General features: G+C 70.8%; 22 protein-coding genes. 15 read left to right on the top strand and 7 right to left on the bottom strand.

Going from position 1 to position 19,142, the window contains the following annotated elements:
- Positions 1 to 3: 3 nt before the first annotated feature.
- Both WA640_RS12260 and WA640_RS12255 read right to left on the bottom strand, forming a co-directional pair.
- Positions 4 to 576 carry a dihydrofolate reductase family protein gene (locus tag WA640_RS12260; RefSeq protein WP_335987948.1) on the bottom strand — a complete coding sequence of 191 codons (573 nt, stop codon included), beginning with the start codon at positions 574 to 576 and terminating at the stop codon, positions 4 to 6.
- An 8-nt stretch (positions 577 to 584) separates the two neighbouring features.
- Positions 585 to 1,112: a cysteine dioxygenase family protein gene (locus tag WA640_RS12255; protein ID WP_335987947.1), complete on the bottom strand. Its 528-nt coding sequence runs from the start codon at positions 1,110 to 1,112 to the stop codon at positions 585 to 587.
- A gap of 74 nt (positions 1,113 to 1,186) precedes the next feature.
- Here WA640_RS12255 and WA640_RS12250 point away from each other — a divergent pair, with 74 nt between their 5' ends.
- Entirely contained in the window at positions 1,187 to 2,056 is an 870-nt protein-coding gene (locus tag WA640_RS12250; RefSeq protein WP_335987946.1) for a LysR family transcriptional regulator, read from the top strand.
- Here the strand turns inward: WA640_RS12250 and WA640_RS12245 are convergent.
- A complete protein-coding gene (locus tag WA640_RS12245; RefSeq protein ID WP_335987945.1) occupies positions 2,046 to 2,807 on the bottom strand; it encodes a sulfite exporter TauE/SafE family protein in 762 nt (253 codons plus the stop codon). The two genes, WA640_RS12250 and WA640_RS12245, sit on opposite strands and share 11 nt — an antisense overlap.
- Before the next feature lie 53 nt (positions 2,808 to 2,860).
- Between WA640_RS12245 and WA640_RS12240 the strand changes: the two genes are divergently transcribed.
- Positions 2,861 to 3,373: a GNAT family N-acetyltransferase gene (locus WA640_RS12240; RefSeq protein ID WP_335987943.1), complete on the top strand. Its 513-nt coding sequence runs from the start codon at positions 2,861 to 2,863 to the stop codon at positions 3,371 to 3,373.
- On the opposite strand, the gene WA640_RS12235 is transcribed toward WA640_RS12240, so the two are convergent.
- Positions 3,370 to 4,518 (bottom strand): GyrI-like domain-containing protein, encoded by a 1,149-nt coding sequence (locus WA640_RS12235; protein WP_335987942.1) that lies wholly within the window; start codon positions 4,516 to 4,518, stop codon positions 3,370 to 3,372. The two genes, WA640_RS12240 and WA640_RS12235, sit on opposite strands and share 4 nt — an antisense overlap.
- An 82-nt stretch (positions 4,519 to 4,600) precedes the next feature.
- Here WA640_RS12235 and WA640_RS12230 point away from each other — a divergent pair, with 82 nt between their 5' ends.
- Together WA640_RS12230 and WA640_RS12225 are read left to right on the top strand one after the other, a co-directional pair.
- On the top strand, positions 4,601 to 5,086 hold the full coding sequence (locus tag WA640_RS12230) for a hypothetical protein (protein ID WP_335987941.1): 486 nt from the start codon (positions 4,601 to 4,603) through the stop codon (positions 5,084 to 5,086).
- Positions 5,087 to 5,097: 11 nt separating this feature from the next.
- Positions 5,098 to 5,619 (top strand): GNAT family N-acetyltransferase, encoded by a 522-nt coding sequence (locus tag WA640_RS12225; RefSeq protein ID WP_335987940.1) that lies wholly within the window; start codon positions 5,098 to 5,100, stop codon positions 5,617 to 5,619.
- A 38-nt stretch (positions 5,620 to 5,657) separates the two neighbouring features.
- Here WA640_RS12225 and WA640_RS12220 read toward each other — a convergent pair whose 3' ends face one another.
- The 3 genes from WA640_RS12220 to WA640_RS12210 all read right to left on the bottom strand — a co-directional run bounded on the left by WA640_RS12220 (position 5,658) and on the right by WA640_RS12210 (position 10,039).
- Positions 5,658 to 6,752 carry a 3-deoxy-7-phosphoheptulonate synthase gene (locus WA640_RS12220; RefSeq protein WP_335987939.1) on the bottom strand — a complete coding sequence of 365 codons (1,095 nt, stop codon included), beginning with the start codon at positions 6,750 to 6,752 and terminating at the stop codon, positions 5,658 to 5,660.
- Positions 6,753 to 6,992: 240 nt separating this feature from the next.
- Positions 6,993 to 8,750 (bottom strand): glycoside hydrolase family 3 protein, encoded by a 1,758-nt coding sequence (locus WA640_RS12215; protein WP_335987938.1) that lies wholly within the window; start codon positions 8,748 to 8,750, stop codon positions 6,993 to 6,995.
- Positions 8,751 to 8,764: 14 nt separating this feature from the next.
- A complete protein-coding gene (locus WA640_RS12210; protein ID WP_335987937.1) occupies positions 8,765 to 10,039 on the bottom strand; it encodes an MFS transporter in 1,275 nt (424 codons plus the stop codon).
- Positions 10,040 to 10,210: 171 nt separating this feature from the next.
- Here WA640_RS12210 and WA640_RS12205 point away from each other — a divergent pair, with 171 nt between their 5' ends.
- The 11 genes from WA640_RS12205 to WA640_RS12155 all read left to right on the top strand — a co-directional run bounded on the left by WA640_RS12205 (position 10,211) and on the right by WA640_RS12155 (position 19,139).
- Positions 10,211 to 11,392 (top strand): TetR/AcrR family transcriptional regulator, encoded by a 1,182-nt coding sequence (locus WA640_RS12205; RefSeq protein WP_335987936.1) that lies wholly within the window; start codon positions 10,211 to 10,213, stop codon positions 11,390 to 11,392.
- A gap of 137 nt (positions 11,393 to 11,529) precedes the next feature.
- Positions 11,530 to 13,050, top strand: coding sequence for an alpha/beta hydrolase (locus tag WA640_RS12200; protein WP_335987934.1), 1,521 nt, complete (start codon positions 11,530 to 11,532; stop codon positions 13,048 to 13,050).
- 78 nt (positions 13,051 to 13,128) lie between these two features.
- A complete protein-coding gene (locus tag WA640_RS12195) occupies positions 13,129 to 14,742 on the top strand; it encodes an acyl-CoA dehydrogenase family protein (protein WP_335987933.1) in 1,614 nt (537 codons plus the stop codon).
- Positions 14,743 to 14,908: 166 nt separating this feature from the next.
- Positions 14,909 to 15,313, top strand: coding sequence for a hypothetical protein (locus WA640_RS12190; RefSeq protein ID WP_335987931.1), 405 nt, complete (start codon positions 14,909 to 14,911; stop codon positions 15,311 to 15,313).
- Complete coding sequence (locus WA640_RS12185) at positions 15,310 to 15,624, top strand: type VII secretion target (protein ID WP_335987929.1); 315 nt, start codon at positions 15,310 to 15,312, stop codon at positions 15,622 to 15,624. Before WA640_RS12190 ends, WA640_RS12185 begins: the two co-directional genes overlap by 4 nt.
- Positions 15,625 to 15,641: 17 nt before the next feature.
- Positions 15,642 to 16,352, top strand: a complete 711-nt coding sequence (locus tag WA640_RS12180; RefSeq protein WP_335987927.1) for a hypothetical protein — start codon at positions 15,642 to 15,644, stop codon at positions 16,350 to 16,352.
- 10 nt (positions 16,353 to 16,362) lie between these two features.
- Complete coding sequence (locus WA640_RS12175) at positions 16,363 to 17,052, top strand: hypothetical protein (protein WP_335987925.1); 690 nt, start codon at positions 16,363 to 16,365, stop codon at positions 17,050 to 17,052.
- An 11-nt stretch (positions 17,053 to 17,063) separates the two neighbouring features.
- Positions 17,064 to 17,552, top strand: coding sequence for a hypothetical protein (locus tag WA640_RS12170; RefSeq protein WP_335987924.1), 489 nt, complete (start codon positions 17,064 to 17,066; stop codon positions 17,550 to 17,552).
- A gap of 12 nt (positions 17,553 to 17,564) precedes the next feature.
- Positions 17,565 to 18,137: a hypothetical protein gene (locus tag WA640_RS12165; protein ID WP_335987922.1), complete on the top strand. Its 573-nt coding sequence runs from the start codon at positions 17,565 to 17,567 to the stop codon at positions 18,135 to 18,137.
- Positions 18,134 to 18,661, top strand: a complete 528-nt coding sequence (locus tag WA640_RS12160) for an SUKH-4 family immunity protein (RefSeq protein WP_335987921.1) — start codon at positions 18,134 to 18,136, stop codon at positions 18,659 to 18,661. The genes WA640_RS12165 and WA640_RS12160 overlap by 4 nt, the downstream gene beginning before the upstream one ends.
- Positions 18,662 to 18,668: 7 nt before the next feature.
- Positions 18,669 to 19,139, top strand: coding sequence for an SUKH-4 family immunity protein (locus WA640_RS12155; protein ID WP_335987920.1), 471 nt, complete (start codon positions 18,669 to 18,671; stop codon positions 19,137 to 19,139).
- The last annotated feature ends 3 nt before the right edge of the window (positions 19,140 to 19,142 follow it).

Here is a 19,142-nt window from a genome sequence, read left to right as displayed (position 1 = left end):
CGTTCACTGCTTGACCGCGTAGTCCAGCACGACTACGCCGTTGTCGAACCCGGCCGCCTCGATCAGCTCCAGGTCGTGCCGGTCCTCGAACAGGCGGGTGCCCTTGCCGCGGGAGGCCGGGCAGACCATCAGCCGGAACCGGTCGACCACGCCCTCGTCCATGAGCGAGCGCATGAGCGTCAGGCTCCCCCACAGCCAGAGGTGCTTCCCGTCCTGCTGCTTGAGTTCGCGGATCGTGGCGGCCGCGTCGCGGGTGACGGTCGCGGCGGGGAAGCCGCCCCACGGCGCTTCCTCCAGTGTGGACGAGGCGACGTACTTGGTGAGGGCGTTGAGCTTGCGCCCGTACTCGCCCTGGTCCTCGGCGTACGGCCAGTAGCCCTTGGACATGTTGTAGGTGTTCGCGCCGAGGATCAGCGTGTCGACGGAGTCGATCAGCCCCATCACGCTGTCCTTGAACGGGCTCTGGACGTCGTCGTCGAAGGGCTCTCCGGAGACGAAGCTGAGCCCGCCGTCCTCCTCGGCGACGATGTTGTCGACGGTGGTCCACTGCTGGACGATGAGTTGGCGAGTCGCCATGGGATGCCTCAGTTCTCCGCGTTCGCGGGCTCGTAGTAGCGGCGGGCGCTGCTGCCGACCCGGCTGAGGTCGGTGCCGTAGACGTGCAGCGAGATCGCGGTCTCGGTGCCGGAGTTGACGATCCGGTGGATGTCGCCGGGAGGGGCGAAGCCGGTGACCTCGCCGGGGCGGTTGTCGTTGACGCCGACGGGATTGAGGTCGGCGTCGAAGAGCTCTTCGTGCTCGACGCCCTGGAGGACGCCGACCACGCACCAGGTGATGTGGTCGTGGATGCGGGTGGCCTGGCCGGGCCGCCAGACGACGGCGGTGACGGAGAAGCTCCCGTCGGGCTCGGCGTGGAGGAGGTGGCCGGTCGGCTTGTCCGGGTCGCCGAGGCGCTGCTCGGGAGTGAGGACGGCGATGTCGGGGAGGCGGCCGCGGAGTTCGTCGGCGACGAGGCGGGCCGCGTCGGTCCAGTCGGCGGCGCTGCGGAGCGCGTACCGGATACCGGTGGTGACGTCGGCCAGGCCGGGCGTGGTGATCATCGTGGTGGTCATGGCTCCAGCCTCCCCCGGATCGTTCCATCAGTCCAATGCCGGATTCTGAGGAAACCGATCGATAGGATTGATGAATGCTCGATATCGTGCGGCTCCGGGTCCTCGCGGCGGTGGCCGCGCACGGCTCGGTCACCAAGGCCGCCAAGCACCTCCACTACGCGCAGCCCTCGGTGAGCCACCACCTCGCCCGGCTGGAGGCCGAGACCGGCGCGCGGCTCGTCCAGCGCGTCGGCCGCGGCATCCGGCTCACTCCCGAAGGCGAGATGCTCGCCCGGCGGGCGAGCGAGATCATCGGCCGCGTCGACGCCGCCGAGGCCGAGCTCGAAGCGATGGTCGGCCTGCGGACCGGGCGGGTGCGGCTCGCCGGGTTCCAGTCGGTGCTGAGCACCATCGTCCCCGAGGCCGTGGCCGCGATGCGCCGCGAACACGCCGGGATCGAGGTCAACCTGGTCGAGGCCCATCCGGAGATCTCGCTGGGGCTGCTGCGCGACGGCGAGGTCGACGCCGCGATCGTCTTCCGCTACGACGACGACCTCCCCGCTGACGTGCGCGGCGTGCACCTCTTCGACGACCCGATGTACCTGACCAGCGTCGAACCCGACCAGACGCTGCTCGGCAATCGCGACTCCGCCTGGATCGGCGGCTGCCCGCGGTGCCGCAAGGAGCTCCTGGACGCCTGCGCGGCGGTCGGCTTCACGCCCGACATCGCGTACACCAGCGACGACATCGTCGTCCAGCACGCCCTCATCGCCGCGGGACTGGGCGTGACCGCGAACCCGGGCCTGGCGCTGCGCACCCACCACCGCGAGGGCGTGCAGGCGACCGAGATCCCCGGCTTCCGCCGACGCATCCACCTTCTCACCTACGGCGAGCCGCCGGACCCGCCCGCGACCGCGGCGTTCGCCGCCGCGCTCCAGGCCGCGGCGGGCCGCCTCACACGATGAGGAGCGCCGCGCCGACCGCGGTCATCGCGAGCGTCGCGATCTCGAACTGTCGCTGCTCGACCCGCTTGACGACCGCCCGGCCCGCCAGCGCGCCGACGGCCACGGCCGGGAGGAGGCAGGCGGCGAGGAGCGCGGTGCCCCAGTCGATGATGCCCAGGCCCACGCTGAACGGGACCTTGAAGAGGTTGACCGCCAGGAAGAACCAGGCCATCGTCCCCAGGAACTGGAGCTTCGAGAACCCGGCGAGGAACAGGTAGAGGACCATGACCGGCCCGGCGGCGTTCGCGAGCATCGTGGCCGCGCCCGCGGCCGTCCCTGTTGCGGCCGACGCGCCGTGGCGAAGGAGCGGCGGGAGCTCGGGGGCGTCGTCCTTGCCGCGGCGGGCGTACTTCATGGCGAGCTGGAGGCCGAGGAGCGCCAGGAGGATGACACCGATGAGCGGGCGCACGACCGCGTCGTTCACGGCGTCGAGGACCAGCGCGCCCGCGACGACCCCGATGACGGTCCACGGGGCGAGCCGGGCGAGGATGCGCCACTCGACGTGGCGGGAGTAGTAGCGGATCGCGAAGAGGTCGCCGAGGATGAGGCACAGGAGCATCGCCCCGGTCGACTCCTTGGCGGGCATGACGGCCGCGAAGAGCACGATCGCGATCGAGGAGGTGCCGCTGATCCCCGCCTTCGCGAAGCCGATGAAGAGCGCGCCGACCGCGAGCGCGGTCCAGGCGAGGGCGTCGTGCGGTAGGGCGGTCACGGTTCCCGATCCTCGCATGTGCGATCATCCGGCGACCGCGAGAAAGGGACCGCATGACATTGACCACCTGGTACTTCGAGATGCGCGACCGCGCCGGCCTCAACCCGGCGAAGGCCCCGGCCGAGCCGGTCTCCCTGGTGCGCGCCGAGATCCCGAGCACCGCGTTCAGCCGGTTCCTCTACACGGCCGTCGGCGGCGACTGGAACTGGACGGACCGCCTCGTCTGGTCCGAGGCCGAATGGCGCGCCTACTTGGACCGCCCCGGCGTCGAGACCTGGGTCGGCTGCGTGCGCGGCACCCCGATCGGCTTCGCCGAACTCGACGGCACCAACCCGCATGACGTCGAACTCGCCTACTTCGGCCTGCTCCCCGACTTCATCGGCAAGGGCTTCGGCGGCCACCTCCTCACCGAAGCCATCGCCAAAGCCTGGACGCTCCACACCCGCTGGCCCGCAATCGAATCCCCGCAGCGGGTCTGGGGTCACACCTGCACCGACGACTCCCCCGTGGCCCTCCGCAACTACGAGTCCCGGGGCTTCCGCGTCTACCGGACCGAGGAGTCCTAGACCGGGCGGACCGGTTGGCGCAGCACCGTTTTGAGCTTGGCGGGCTCGGTGCGGCGGGGGTCGTTGAGGTAGATCTCGTGGTGGTCGCCGTTGAAGGCGAGACCGTTCGCGGGCATGTAGGCGTTGTGGAGTCGGTCGAGGGTGGGGGCCTCGTCGTCGTAGGGGCCGCGGTGGAGGATCTGGACGCTGGCGCCCTCGTTCAGGGTGAGGACGCGGAGCTTCGCGAGGGCCGGGTTGTCCTTCTTCTCGGCGGCCTTGGCGACCGCCGCTTTGACCTGGTCGTCGGTGATCCATTCGGGGAGGCTGATGAGCATCGTCCAGGCCCAGTCCTCCTTGCGGCGCTCCACGAACGCGGAGAGGTCGTCGGCGCGCCAGAGTCCTTCGAGGGGGCCGACGGTGAAGTCGCGGCCGTCGGCCTTGCTCGCGAACTTGAGGGTGTAGGCGGTGCTGTAGAGGGCTTCGACGGCGTCGCTGTAGGCGGTGTCGGCGTTCGGGTCGCCGTGGCCGTCGACCGCGAGGTAGCGCAGTTCGGGCACCTCGACCACGGCGAAGTCCTTCGCCGAGGGGGCGTAGAGGTCCTTGCGGGCCTGCTTGACGTCGTACTTCTCCATGGCGGTCTCCTGGTCGTAGGTCGTCAATGTGGTGTCGGCCCAGGCGATCTCGGCTTCGAGCATCGCCTCGCTGTAGTCGAAGATCCCGCGGGCGGCGACGGGGAGCGGCTCCTGCGCGGCGCGGATCGCGCGCAGTTCGGCGAGTCGCTCGCGCAGGGCCGCGCGGCGCTCGGCCAGGCCCGCGGCGACATCGGCGTCCGGGAGCGCGGCGCTGTTCGCCATCGCCACGAGCACGCGGGCGCGCACGGGCGAGGGCTCCGCGAGCGCCTCGCGGGTGGCGGCGGCGCACTGCGCGCGCCCGGCCTCGGTGGCCGCGAAGGGGACCCGCGACTTCGCCGAGGCGCGCGGGCCCATCGCCTCGATGAGGCCGCGCTTGGCGAGCTTGTCGAGCACGTAGTAGATCGAGGAGAACCCGAGCGCGGTCCAGTTGCGCACCCCGCGCTCCTCGATGACGTGCTCCAGCTCGTAGCCGTGGCGCGGGTGCTCCACGAGCAGGCCGAGGATGGTCAGCTCGGCGTCGGTGAGGGCGTCCATGCCGCTATTCTAGTACTAGAATTCTTGCACCGGGCGTATAGGGTCGCCCTCGTCCATTTCCCTACCCCTGCGAGGAGCACCCGTGTCCGGCAGGACCAAGTTCTACGGCATCATCGCGCTCATCATGGCCCCGTTCATGTTCTACGGCGGCATCACGATGACCACCTCCGACGAGGTGGACTGCGGCGGCCAGACGATGGCCGAAGGCGACATCTGCACCACGTACGACGACGGCAGCTCGACCGACCGCACGATCGAGGAGCAGCGCAGCGACAACAAGGGCACCGGCGTCATCCTGCTCATCGTCGGCGTCGGCATGGCCGCCTTCGGCGTCTTCACCGTCGTCCAGATCGCCCGCGGCCGCCAGAACCCGGCCGTCGCCATGCACCAGCCCCAGCCCGGCCAGTACCCCCAGCAGGCCGCCTACCCCCAGCAGCCCGGCCAGTACCCGCCGCCCGGCGCCTACCCGCAGCAGCAGTACCCTCAACCGGGCCAACAGCCCCAGCAGTACCCGCAGCAGCCCGGCCAGTGGCAGCAGCCCCCGCCCGGATACCCGCCCCAGCGCTAGGAGCCGTCCGCATGATCTCGATCCGGCCCGTGCATCTGAGCGACGCCGCCGCCGTCGCGGAGCTGCGGCGCGAGAACCGCGACCACCTGGCGCCGTGGGAGCCGCTGCGGTCGGACGAGCACTTCACGGAGCGCGGCACGGCCGAGGTGATCGCCAATGCGATCGCGGGCGCGGAGATCGGGACCGGGCGGAGCCTCGTCATCCTCGACGACGGCCGGATCACCGGGCAGGTGCAGCTCAACTCGATCATTCTCGGCGCGTTCCAGTCGTGCAGCATCGCGTACTGGGTCGACAAGCGCGCCAACGGGAAAGGCATCGCCACTGAGGCCGTGCGGCTCGCGAAGGGCGTGGCGTTCGGCGAGCTCGGGCTCCACCGCATCCAGGGCGAGACCCTCGTCCACAACACCGGGTCGCAGAAAGTGCTGGAGCGCAACGGGTTCGTGCGGTACGGGCTCGCGCCCTCGTACCTCAGGATCGCCGGGCGCTGGCAGGACCACGCCCTGTACCAGGTGATCAACCCCGACGCGGAGTGAACGGCGCGCCCGGTACCGGGCGCGCCGTTCGTCGTTTCTCAGGCGCGGTGCTCGCGGCCGGCGCGGACCGCGGCGGCCAGTTCGTTCAGCAGCCGCTCGGTCTCGTCCCAGCCGATGCAGGCGTCGGTGACGGACTTGCCGTAGACGAGCGTGTCGAGCGGGGCGGGCTCCTGGCGGCCCGGCTCGATGAAGCTCTCGATCATGACGCCCGCGATGCCCCGCTCCCCCGCGGCGATCCGGTCGCCGACCTCGCGCACGACCTCGGCCTGGCGCACGTGGTCCTTGCCGGAGTTGGCGTGGCTGGCGTCGACCACGAGCGACTCGGTCATGCCGTGCTTGGCGAGGAGCGCCAGCGCGTCGCGCACGTCGGCGGGTCCGTAGTTCGGGCCGCCGCGCCCGCCGCGCAGGATGATGTGGCAGTCGGGGTTGCCGCTGGTGGAGACGATGGAGGCGCGGCCGTCCTCGTCGACGCCGAAGAACGTGTGCTCCCCGGCGGCCGAGCGGCAGCCGTCGATCGCGCCGCCGAGGTCGCCGTCGGTGGAGTTCTTGAAGCCGATGGGCATCGACAGCCCGGAGGCGAGCTGGCGGTGCACCTGCGACTCGGTGGTGCGCGCGCCGATCGCGCCCCACGAGACGGCGTCGGCGATGTGCTGCGGGCTCAGCGGCTCCAGGAACTCGCAGCCGACCGGCAGGCCCGTATCGAGGACGTCGAGGAGGACCTGGCGGGCGAGGCGCAGGCCGGTCGCGATGTCGTGGGTGCCGTTGAGGTGCGGGTCGTTGATGAGGCCCTTCCAGCCGACGGTGGTGCGGGGCTTCTCGAAGTACACGCGCATCACGACGAGCAGGTCGTCCGCGAGCGGGGCCGCGGCGGCGGCGAGGCGCTGCGCGTAGTCGCGGGCGGCGGCCGGGTCGTGGACCGAGCAGGGGCCGACGACGAGGAGGAGCCGGTCGTCGTCGCCGGCGAGGACGTCCTTGACGGCGGCGCGGCTGTCGGCGACGAGGGCGGCGCGGTCGGGTCCCAGCGGCAGCTCGCCGCGGAGGACGGCCGGGGCGACGAGCGGCTGGAAGCCGCGGATGCGCAGGTCGCTGGTCTGCGGGGCGTCGCCGGTGGTGTGTTCGGCAGGCGTGCTCATCGAGCGGAAGTCTCCTCTGGTGTGCAGAGGCGGGTGGGAATCCACTCAGAGCTGCCCGGTGCCGGCCCGCCTCAACGACGAACGGCAGAGACGGATGTCTCTGCCGCGTGGCTCCGGGTGTCCGTGTGGTCAGCGCAAGTGACCGCGGGCTCCACCCGGAGCCTGCGTAAAGCGCTGATACCAGCGGACGGCGGACATGCGGGAACCGTAGCACACGGTCCCCGCATGCCGCGAACTCGACTAGTAGGAGAGGCCGTGGCCGAAGCGGAAGCGCGGGTCCTTCGTGTCGAAGGGCACGTCGGGGCGGCTGGCGGCGACGGCTTCGGTGGAGGACGGGACGTCGAACGGGAGCCTCCCGCGCGGCCGGTCCTTTCCGGTGAGGACGTCGAGGAGGGCCGCCGCGCCGGTGCCGTAGGTGGCGGTGAGGGCGGCGGCGGTGTCGGCGACGGGGCCGAGGATCGCGGGCCGGTCGAGGAAGACGTCCACCACGGTGGGGACGGCGGCGGCGACCTTCGCGAGGTGCGCGAGGGTCTCGTCCGGGAAGTCGAGCGACCCGGCGTGGAAGAAGTTCTCGAACACGGTGCCGCGCTCCTCGAAGGGCGCCTGGAGCCGGATGACGGCGGCGTCGGCCTCCTCGGGGGTGGCGACGACGGTGCCGTACGCGGCGGCGGTCTCGGGGTCGATCCCTTCGACGTACAGCTTGCGGCCCTTAGGGAGCGGCAGGATGCCGTCGTTGGTCAGCAGCGTCACGGAGGCGCGCTGGGCGGCCTCCCCGGCGGCGGCGAACTCGGGCGAGCCGACGATGCGCTCGGCCTCGTCCTCGTCGACGAACGGCCGGTCGAACAGGCCGAGCACGAACTTCTCGCGCAGGAGGCGGCGCGCGGACACGTCGAGGCGCTCCTCGCTCACTTCCCCGGCCTTGACGATGTCGACCAGGAGGTCGGGGATCGCTTCGCCGCCGAACTGGTCGGCGCCCGCGTCGAGGATCTTGACCATCCGCTCGCGCGGGCTCAGGTGCTCGACGCCCCAGGCGCGGGCCGGGAACGGCTGGCCCATGATCTCCGAATCGGAGATGAGGCCCCAGTCGGTGCAGACGATCCCGTCGAAGCCGTACCGCTCGCGCAGGAGCCCGGTGATGACGGACTTGTTGAAGCCGAAGCCGACCTCCTCGTACTCGGTGCCCACGGGCATCCCGTAGTACGGCATGATCTGCGAGACCTTCGCCGCGAACGCGGCCTCGAACGGCCCCAGGTGGGTCTCGAAGCGCCCGCCGGGGTAGACCTGCTCGCGCCCGTACTGGAAGTGCGGGTCCTCGCCGTCCTTCTGCGGGCCGCCGCCGGGGAAGTGCTTCGCCATGGCGGCCACGGACTCCGGGCCGAGCTCGGGGCCCTGGAAGCCGCGGATGTAGGCGGCGCCGAGGCGCGCGACGGTGGCCGGGTCCTCGCCGAAGGTGTTGAGCTGGCGGGCCCAGCGCGAGTCCGTGGCGATGTCGATCTGCGGGTGCAGGGCCACGCGGATGCCCACGGCCGTGTACTCGCGGCGGGCGATGTCGCCGAAGCGCTCCACCAGGCCCTCGTCGCCGAGGGCGCCGAAGCCGAGCATGTCGGGCCACTGCGAGAACGCGCCGGAGGCCAACGCGGCCAGGGGGTTGTCGCTGAAGGCGTGCCGCGGGTCGGTCGAGATGGTGACCGGGATGCCCAGGCGGGTCTTCAGGGCCGCCTCCTGGAGGCGGTTGTGCCAGCGCGCGCCGAGGCGCGCGGAGGGCATGCCGCCGAGGAGGTTGAAGTGGTTCATCAGGAGCCCGTTCACGTACTCCTCGTTGGACGGCCCGCCGAACATCGGGTCGGGTCCGGCCAGCTCGCCGTCCTGGCTGGGGACGATCATGGTGTGGAAGCACAGCCCGGCCTTCTCCTCCAGGGTCATCTGGGAGAGGAGGATCTCGACGCGGTCCTCCACGGGCAGCGCGGCGTCCCGGTAGCGGGTGTCTATATCGGACATTGCGGTTTCCCTTCCTACTTCACGGCTTTGATGCGGTAGACCAGGACGGCGCCCGCCAGCGCGACGACCGCGCCGAACAGGTACCAGAACGGGTAGCCGCCGAGAGGGGTCGCGCCGCCGACGGCGAGGATCGCGGGGGCGATGGCCGGGGCGATCGACTGCGGCAGGGCGTTGGCGATGTTGAGGACGCCGAGGTCCTTCGCGGTGTCGTCGGGGTTGGGCAGGACCTGGGTGGCGAGCGCGAGGTCGACGGAGAAGAACGCGCCCGCGCCGAGGCCGATCACGCCCTGGGCGAGGATCACGACGCCGGTGTTCGGGGCGAACGCGAGGATCGCGAGGCCGAGTGCCATGACGACCCCGGCGAAGGCGACGGGGGCGCGGCGCCTGCCGAGGCGGTCCGAGATGATCCCGCCGATGGGGCTGGACAGGGCCATCATGACCATCGAGGCGATGTTGGCGAGCAGGATCGTCGAGACGGCCTCGGACTCGCTGAGGTGGAAGCTCTCGGTGAGGTAGTACGGCAGGTAGGCGGCGATCCCGGCGTACCCGAACATGACGAGGAACTTGGTGAGCCAGGTCCAGCCGAAGTCGGGGTGCTTGACCGGGTTGAACACGAACGAGCCGAGGAACTGGCCGAAGGTGAGGCGCTGGGCGGGCTTCTCGGTGAGCACGCGGTCCTTGAGGGTCAGCGCGAAGAGGGTGCAGAGGACGACGGCGAGGACGGCCGGGACGGTGAAGCGGGCGAAGTCGCCGTCGATGAAGTTCACCAGGAACGAGCCGCCGAGGATGCCCAGCGGAGTGGTGATGCCGACGATCCCGGAGGTCTTGCCGCGGCGCTCGGCCGGGACCTGGTCGGGGAGGGTGGCGTTGGCGGCGGCCATGACCGCGTTCAGGGCGGCCTGGGCGACGCACCAGCCGAGGAGGACGAGCCACACCGACTGGGCGGCGCCGATGAGCGCGAGGGCGAGGAAGCCGGTGGCGACGCCGCCGAGGATCCAGGGGCGGCGCATGCCGAAGCGGGAGGTCGTGCGGTCGGACAGGCGGCCGACCAGGGGGTTGGCGACGAGGGCGAAGAACGCGCCGACGCCGAGGACCAGGCCGAGCGAGGAGGCGGCCTCCCCGGGCGTGGCGGTGAGGTGCTGGACCTTGAAGGCCATGGAGACCATGACCGGGGTCAGGAGCGCGACGTAGAGCCCGAAGTTGGCTCCGGCGAGCGCGAAGGGGTACGAGCGCGGTTCACGGGCGGGAGCGAGGGGCGCTTCGGCGGCCGTAGGTGACATCGTCGTCATCGGGGGACCTTTCTCCAGAGGGGGCGCCGTCGCCCCCGCTGACTGGACTGTAGCTCGAATCCTGACCGACTGGTTAGCTTTTTGGCCTCGGAATTTCCTCAAGGACGTATAGGCTTGGCGGCGCGGCGCATCCGTGCCGCTTCCAGGCGGTACTGCCCGAAAGGAGCCCGCGTGCCCGAAGTGCGCCGCTACGCGCCCGGCCTCGCCCGCCGCGAGGAGCTGCTCGACGCGGCCCGCGACCTGTTCGCCGCCGAGGGGTTCGGCGGCGTCTCGCTGCGCGGCATCGCCGCGAAGGCCGGGATCTCGCACGCCTCGCTCCTGCGCTACTTCGCCTCGAAGGACGAGCTGCTCCTGGCGCTGCTCGGGCGCTGGGAGGACGCCAACCAGGACTGGTACGCGGCCCACGCCGACCTGCCGCCGCAGACCGCGGTCCCGGCGCTGGCCCGCCGGAACGCCGAGACCACCGGGTACGTGGAGCTGTTCGCGGCCCTCACCGGCGACGCGGCCTCGGCCTCGCATCCGGCCCACGAGCACGTGCGGCGCCGCTACGCGCAGCTGCGGACCCTCAGCCACGGCGAGCACACTGTGGACTCGGCGCTCATCGCCGTGTGGGACGGGCTCCAGATCATGTCCCTGTACCTCGACGGCCTCGACGTGCCGACCGAGCTGGAGGCGTACTACGCGCGGCCCGCCGGGCCCGGCGGCGACCTCTCGGCCGAAGCGCCGGACGCGGAGGCGGGCATGGCCGTGCCGGTCCTCGACGGCCCGGAGGCCGAGGCGTCGGGGTACGCGCCGGGGCGCGAGCGGCGCGCGAAGATCCTCGACTCGGCCACCGAGCTGTTCGCCGAGCGCGGGTTCTCCTCGACCTCCTTGAGCGACATCGCGTCCCGGGTCGGCTCCTCCAAGTCGACGCTCCTGCACCACTTCGGGTCGAAGGACGCGCTGCTGACCGCGGTCCTCACCCGCCGCGACGAGCGCGTCAACGAGCGCATCCGGGAGCCCTTGGCGCCCAGGGCGTTCCTGCGCGAGGTCGTGGAGGGCGCGCGCGGCGACGCCGCCCGGCCGGGCCTCATCGAGCTGTACACGGTCCTGTCGGGCGAGGCGACCGCGCTCGCGCACCCGGCGCACGGGTACTTCAAGCGGCGATTCGAGTGGGTCGTGGCGCACTTCGCGTCCGTGTTCGCGATGCTGAAGGACAGCGGGCAGATCGGCGCCGACCGCGACCCGCACCGCGAGGCCGCCTGGTTCGTGGCCCTGTGGGACGGGCTCCAGGTGCAGTGGCTCTACGACCCGGCGTCGGTGGACATCGACGCGGAGCTGAAGTCCCATCTGGAGCGGATGCTGCTGCCGTGAGTGTTGGGACGCAAGGGCTTTGACGGACTAAAGGGATGTCGACTGCGGGCCCCGACAATTCGGTGCGTTCCTTACAATCCTGAGAGGAACCGAGCGAACCACGCTCTCGGACCCCCTCGATCGGAAGGAACTCCGGCTTGAGACCACGCACCCGCATCCTCGCGGCGGCCGCTTCGGCCGCCGCGCTCACGCTCACCCTCCTCGCCGCGTCCCCGCTGGCCGCCAACGCGAACCGCAGCGGCATCGACTGGGGCCCGTGCCCCGAGGTCGACCCGGCCGAACCCGTCGAGTGCGCCCAGATCAAGGTGCCGCTCGACTACGACCGGCCCTGGCGCGGCACCATCGAGATCGGCCTCGCCAAGCGCGAGGCCCTGAACCCCGACGAGAAGATCGGCACGATCCTCATGGACCCGGGCGGGCCGGGCGGCTCCGGCGCCGGGTCCATCATGAACGGCAGCCCGCTCACCGGCGAGGCCGCCGAGCGGTTCGACATCGTCGGGTTCGACCCGCGCGGGATCAACACCAGCACGCAGGTGCTGTGCAGCGAGGACGCGCTCCTCGACGCCGTCGAGGCGCCGTTCCCCACCGACCAGGCCAGCTGGGAGGCCCGCGAGGACGCCAACGCCGCGCTCACCGAGGACTGCCGCGAGCACACCGGCCGCCTGTTCGACCACGTCTCGAACCTTGAGACCGTGGAGGACATGGAGCGCATCCGCCGGGCGCTCGGCGAGGGCAAGCTCAACTACCTCGGCTACTCGTACGGCACCATCATGGGCCAGCAGTACGCCGAGCAGTACCCGCGGAACATCCGCACGATGGTCCTGGACGGCAACATGGACCACAGCCTGGAGTCCACTTGGGACTTCATGCGGACCGAGACCGCGGCCGTCGAGCAGAACTTCACCGAGTTCGCCGCCTGGTGCGAGTCGACCCCCGAGTGCGCGCTCTACGGCGAGGACGTCGAGACCGTCTACGCCGGGATCAAGGACAAGGCGCGGGCCGGAGAGCTCATCGACCCGTACGAGGGCCTGCCGCTCGACTTCATCACGCTGTCGGAGCTCTACACCTTCACCGCCAACTACCCGCAGGCCTGGCCGACCCTCGCGATCGAGTACGAGGCCATGCGCGACGGCGCCGTGCTGCCCTCCGAGCCCGGGCTGCTCCAGGAGGAGCCCGAGCTGTTCGAGTACCTCTACTACCCCGCCTGGTGCCAGGACTGGGGCTGGGAGATCGAGGACTACGACGAGTTCGAGTCGCTCCTGGGCGACCTCGCCGCGGACTCGCCGAACGTCGAGTGGACGCCGTACAACCAGCACGCGCTCACCTGCATCGGCTCGGACATCGACTACACCAACGAGCGCGACGAGCTCGACATCCCCCGCTCCGCGCCGCCGATCGTCTTCATCGGCAACGAGCACGACCCGGCCACGGTCTACCCGTGGACGCTGGCCGCGGCCGACCAGGCCGACGGGCACCTCATCACCTACGAGGGCTACTTCCACACCATCTACGGCGGGTTCTCGGCCTGCGTCGACGACGCCGTGAACGCGTACTTCGTCGACCGCGAAAAGCCGGAGCAGGGCCTGAGCTGCCCGAACCTCGACTTCCCGGAGACCTCCGCGCTCTCGGCGCGGCGCCTCCCGGTCGGTCCCTACTAGACGGACGAGCCGCGGCGGCCGAGCCCCGGGCCCGGCCGCCGAACTACCATGTGGGAACCGCCGAGCCTGGAGCGCGCCATGACCGAGACCCACACCGTCGTCAACCAGCCCCCGCCCCTGGTGGGCCGCAACCTCTTCGACGCCAACCGGCCACTCGTCGAGGCCGCGGCGCGCACGGGCGCGGCCTGGATCGGCGACGACGCGCGGGCGCTCGGCGAGGTCCTCGCGAGCGCCGAAGCGGCCCGCTGGGCCGAGGAGGCGCACCGCTACCCGCCCGTGCTGCGCACCCACGACCGGTACGGCAACCGCGCCGACGAGGTCGACTTCCACCCCTCCTGGCACCGCTTCATGGGCCTGGCCGTCGAGCACGGCGCCCACGCGATGCCCTGGGCCGAAACGCGACCGGGCGCGCACGCCGCCCGCGCCGTGATCCTCTCCCTGCTCGCGCAGATCGAACCGGGGCACTGCTGCCCGATCTCGATGACCTATGCGGCCGTCCCGGCCCTGCGCGCCGAACCCGCGCTCGCCGCCGAGTGGGAACCGCGGATCACCTCGCGCACTTATGATTTCGGGCTGCGGCCCGCCGCCGACAAGGCGGGCGTCCTCGTCGGCATGGCGATGACCGAGAAGCAGGGCGGCTCCGACGTGCGCGCGAACACGACGCGGGCGACGCCGACCGCGGACGGCGTGTACGCGCTGCGCGGGCACAAGTGGTTCTGCTCGGCGCCGATGAACGACGCGTTCCTGGTCCTCGCCCAGGCGCCCGGCGGGCTCACCTGCTTCCTGCTCCCCCGCGTGCTGCCCGACGGGACTTTGAACGCGATCCGCTTGCAGCGCTTGAAGGACAAGCTCGGCAACCGGTCCAACGCCTCCGCGGAGATCGAATTCCACGACGCCCTCGCGCACCGCGTGGGCGAGGAGGGCCGCGGCGTCTCCGTGATCATCGAGATGGTCAACCACACCCGCCTCGACTGCGTCATCGCCACCGCCGCGGGGATGCGGCAGTCCGTGTCCGAGGCGACCTGGCATGCGGCCCACCGGAGTGCGTTCGGCGCGCGGCTGGTCGACCAGCCGCTCATGACGCAGGTCCTCGCGGACCTCTGCGTCGAGTCGGAGGCCGCCACCGCGGTCATGATGCGCCTCGCGTCGGCCTACGACACCCCCGGCGACGCCGCGTTCCGCCGCCTCGCCACCGCCGTCGCCAAGTACTGGGTGTGCAAGCGCGGCCCCGGCCACGCCGCCGAGGCCCTGGAATGCCTGGGCGGCAACGGGTACATCGAGGAGGCGCCGCTCGCGCGCCGCTACCGCGAGCAGCCGCTGCTGTCCATCTGGGAGGGATCGGGCAACGTCATCTGCCTCGACGTGCTCCGGGCCCTCTCGACCTCGCCGCAGTCCGCGGAGGCGTTCCTCGCCGAGGTCGAACCGGCCGCGGCGGCGGACGCCCGCCTCGCCACCCACCTCGACGGCGTCAAGCGCCTCCTCATGTCCGGAGCGGACCAGAGCTCCGCCCGGCGCCTCACCGAGGACCTGGGCCTCGCCCTCCAGGCGTCCCTCCTCATCGCCCACGCCCCCGCCGAAGTCGCCGACGCCTTCTGCGCCACCCGCCTCGGCCCGGACCGCGGCCTCGCCTACGGCGCCGTGCCCGTCAAGGCGGCCGCGGGCATCGTGTCGCGGCACCTCCCGGCCGACTGAGGCCGCGAACATCGTTTTATCCCCAATTCATGCCAAGCCATCCACCCCTTCCGACACTCCAGTCCCAATAGCACTCATTGATTCCGTTGCGCCACGCCCGGTTCCCCACCGAAGGTGAAGAAGGCTTATATTTCTGTGTTGGGCCCCCAACCGGATCGGAGCAGCAATGGACAACCCTTACGCGAACATCTCCAGTCCGGACGATGCGCGCGCGGCGCTCGCCGACTGGAAGGAGAAAGCCGACAAGATGGCGGCCGACGCCGTCGCGGCCTCCGAGGCCGTCCAGGAGCTGACCGCGATCGGCATGGACCGCAACGGGGTCGTGGCCGTCAAGCTGAACTCCGCCGGGGCCGTCATCGGCGTCCAGTTCTCCACTGAGATGCAGCGCATGCAACTGCGCCACGCCGAACGCCAGTTCATGGAGGCGTACCAGGCCGCGGGGCAGAACCTCCTCGAAGCCGCCAAGGCCGCCGTCAACGAGCGCCTCTCCGAGTCCTCCCCCACCGCGCGGGCCCTCGTCGACTCCATCAAGATGCGGTTCCCGGAGCCCGAGGAGGAGGAGCAGCAGTGAGCGACCACTTCGAAGTCGTCTCCGACGACCTGCGCACCCATGCGGTCAGTATCGACGCCGTGCGCGAGCGATTCGACTCGATTCTCTCCGCGATCGACACCATCGCACAGGACAACGAGGCGTACGGGATCATCTGCCAGTTCCTGCCCCCGATCTTGCAGGGGCGCCAGGACGAGCAGAAGGAACTCACCACTATGGCCCGGGAGAACCTAGAGCTGCTCGCCGAGGCGCTGCGCACCACCGCGGACAGCTACGACAGTGCAGACGAGGATGTGGCCGCGGCCCACCGCGACATCCAGAACTCTCTCTGAACAACGGAGGCGACCCCTTGAACGACCTCGTTGCCACCGAAGGCGACGTGCCCGCGCAGCCGGGCGCGGGTCTCGCAGGCGCAGGAATCGTCGAGTCCTATGCGGGTCTGGCGATGGCCATCGACTCCGGCTCCTGGATCGACGCCTCCGTAGCAGGACTCGGCGTGGCGCTGGAGACCGTCGGCGCAGTCGTCGATCCCATCGGCACCCTCGCATCCGCGGGCGTCGGTTGGCTCATCGAGCACGTCCAGCCCCTCCAGGATGCCCTCGACATGCTCGCGGGCAACCCCACGCTCGTCGAGTCCCACGCGATGACCTGGGACAATGTTGCGAACGAGTGCTTCGATATGTCCGCGCAACTCGACGCGGCGATCGCCGAGGTCGAGTCCTGGGACGGCGCGGCATCCGACGCCTACCGCGACAAGGCCGACGCCAACGTCGACGTGCTCGCCTGCGTCGGCGGCACCGCCCTCTCCATGGCGACGGCGACACGGGGCGCAGGGCAGCTCGTGTCCATGGTCCGCGAGTTCGTGCGCGACTTCGTCGCCGAATGCATCGGCTCCCTCATCGCCTGGGCCGCCGAAGTCGCCTTCACCGTCGGTATCGGCGCCGCCTGGGTCATCCCCAAGGCCGTCATGCGCATCACCGAATGGGTCGGCAAGATCTTCGGCTGGATCACCGGCCTCATCGACTCCATCTCCGCCCTCCGCGACCTCCTGTTCGGATGAGGAACCCCGCATGCGACACACACTCCGCCGAGCAGTCGTCCTCCCGCTGCTCCTCGCGCTCCTCGGCCTGCACGTCCGCAAAGGCAAGCGGAAGTTCCATCGGCTGAGCTCCACCGGCCAGACCAGCGCGCAGGTCGACACGAGAACCCGGGTCCTGGACGCGCGCGTCTCTGTGCAGCGCGTCGACCCTTCGAACGTCGAGAAGCAGGTGGAGGTCACCACTGATCACAACAACAACATCCCGCACAAGACGGACCAGGAGCTCCGTCAGGACGCCGAGACCCTCGAAGGCCTGCTCGTCGACCTCTACGGGCCGTCGGCGAAGAAATGGTTCACCGTGGCGACCGCGCAGGACGCCAACGGAAACCTCTACTACACCACGAACGGCGCCAACGCCAAGACCGACGCCTACCTCCGCATGAAGGCAGAGGAGATGGGGTACAACCGCGTCTCCGGCGACGACATCCGCCAGGACGGCAAGAACCACGCCGAACAGCAGATGCTCAACGCGCTCGCCGAGCGGAGGAAGGCCGAGGCCGCCGGACACGGCGACCTTGAACCCTATCGCAGCCTGCCGCAGGACCCGGTACGGTTCTCCCCAGGCAAGGCGCCTTGCGACGACAATCCGAACAACAAGACGAAGCAGGACTGCCGCGCTGACAGCGACGCCGATCCCGGCGGCAGCCTGGTCGGCTGGTAGAGAGGACCCACATGCCATTCCCGTTGAACGAGATCGGGCGGTTCGAGGCGATCTTCGCGGCCATGTCCCCCGCGCGTCGGCTCGCGATCGCCGCCGAGCACTTGCAGTGGACGGTCGGGAACTTCGCGACACCGATCGGCGATCCGGTCGTGGCCGACCTCGTCGCCCGGGCGGGCGCCGCGGTCCGGGCCGCGGTGAACGCGGGGCTGGCGATCGCGCCGACCGACGACGCGCTGCTCGAAGGGATGGACGAGGCGATCCAGGAGTCGGCCGAGCCCGGGGCGTCGGACCTCCTCATGAGTTACTACCTGTGCTTCGCCGAGACCGGCCCCGAACTCACCCCGCAGCGGCTCGTCGTCATCTTCGACCACTGCTACCAGGCCGACTACACCAGGTACTCCGAACCGGGCATCGTGGTCGGCGAGCCCACCGAGACAACCGACAGGGAGCAGGCCGTCCTCGACTACCAGCGGGACCTTCTGCGCCGATACTCCGTGTAAGTGAGGCGCGATATGGACCACCCCGACGCGATGGCGCGCAAGATCGGGCAGCTGCGCTCGACCGGGGCGGTCGAGGAGCTCGAACGCCGCTGGGAGGACGCCGACGAGGACCCGCCGTACGCGACCTACGTCGTCGTGGAGATCGCGGAGGGCGCCGAGCCGGCGCGGGAGTGGCCCGGCGGCCTGGGCGACTTCTACCGGCTGACGGCCGCGGCGAGCTTCGGCGGGGTCGACGTCAGGCCCGAGGACCAGATCGCCCCCCAGCGGCCCGTCGACGCGGCCGGCGAGCCGATCGACGACCGGCAGTGGGTGCGGATCGGCGACATCGGCTACGAGGACGCCCTCCTCATGGACGCGGAGTCCGGCGAGGTCATGGTGTACGTCGGCTCGTACTTCAAGTACGGCTGGGACTCCCCCGCGGTGCTCACCTGCGCCGACGTCCCCGAGTTCATCGACACGGTGGCGATCGGCCCGCGCCACAAGGAGATCCGCGGCCCCGTGGACAGGCAGCGCGAGCCATGGTGGGAGACCGACCCCTGGTACCTGTACCTGGTCGAGGCCGGATTCGTCGAGGAGGGGCAGTGACCGACCGCGACGCGTACGTGCGGGCGTGGGAGCCCGACAACATCATCCGCTTCCCGCGGGACCAGTGGATGCGGGAGTTCGCGGCCCCGGCGGCCGCCTACCCCGACGTGGACTTCCTCCCCGTGGAGATGTCGGCCGTGTACACGGCCTACCTCACCGGCAGGTTCGAGCTCTACGACACGGTCAACCTCGGCGGCGACGGCGCGTTGCAGCTCAAGGTGATCGGCGGCGTCCCCTCCGACCGGGACAACATGCTGTTCTGCTTCGACACCGCCTCTGGGCGCGTCCTGCTCCTCGGAGTCGCGGAGGGCACGCTCGAACTCGTCAACTCCACGTTCAAGGCCCTGACCGAGTTCCTGTACCACTTCGCGCGGTTCGTGGACGCGGACTCCGGCGCCGCCGGGCGGCCGGCGCGGGCCAAGGCCCTGCGCGCCGCCCTCCACGCCGTCGACCCCGCGGCCCTCGCCGACCGGGAGTCCTGGTGGTCGATCGCCCTCATGCAGCTCGAAGGAACCCTGAGGTGAGCGTGCGATGAAGTACCCGCGCGACGCCTGGATCGCGAAGGGGATTCCGGCGGCGTCGCTCCCCGACGACCTCGACGTCCCCGAGAGCCTCCCCGAAGTGTTCTCGACCGAGCTCCCCGACGGCCTCAAGGTGTTCGACCAGATCCGGCTCAGCGCCGACGGCACCGATCTCGACGTGCGGTTCATCGTGCTCGGCGCCGTCGGGCCGGGGTCGGGCCTCCTGTACGTGCTCGATCCGGGGACCGCCGAGGTCCTCCAGTTCGACGCCGCGAACACGGCCGTCCGCGGGGTGAACTCGAACTACCGGTGGTTCGTGGAGTTCCTGCGCCGGATCGGCGCGGCCGTCGAGGCGACCGGCGCCCGGGACGCGAGGGCGGTCTTCAACCAGGGCATGCGGTTCACCCTCCGCGCGGTAGACGAGCGGGCGTTCGAGGAAGGGGCCTGGTGGCCGAAGGTGTTCAGCACCATCGGCGGTTAGGAC

Source organism: Glycomyces sp. MUSA5-2 (assembly GCF_037034145.1).
Taxonomy (GTDB): Bacteria; Actinomycetota; Actinomycetes; order Mycobacteriales; family Micromonosporaceae; genus Glycomyces; species Glycomyces artemisiae.
The sequence above is the reverse complement of the archived record's forward strand: the minus strand, read 5'-3'. Positions and strand labels throughout refer to the sequence as shown.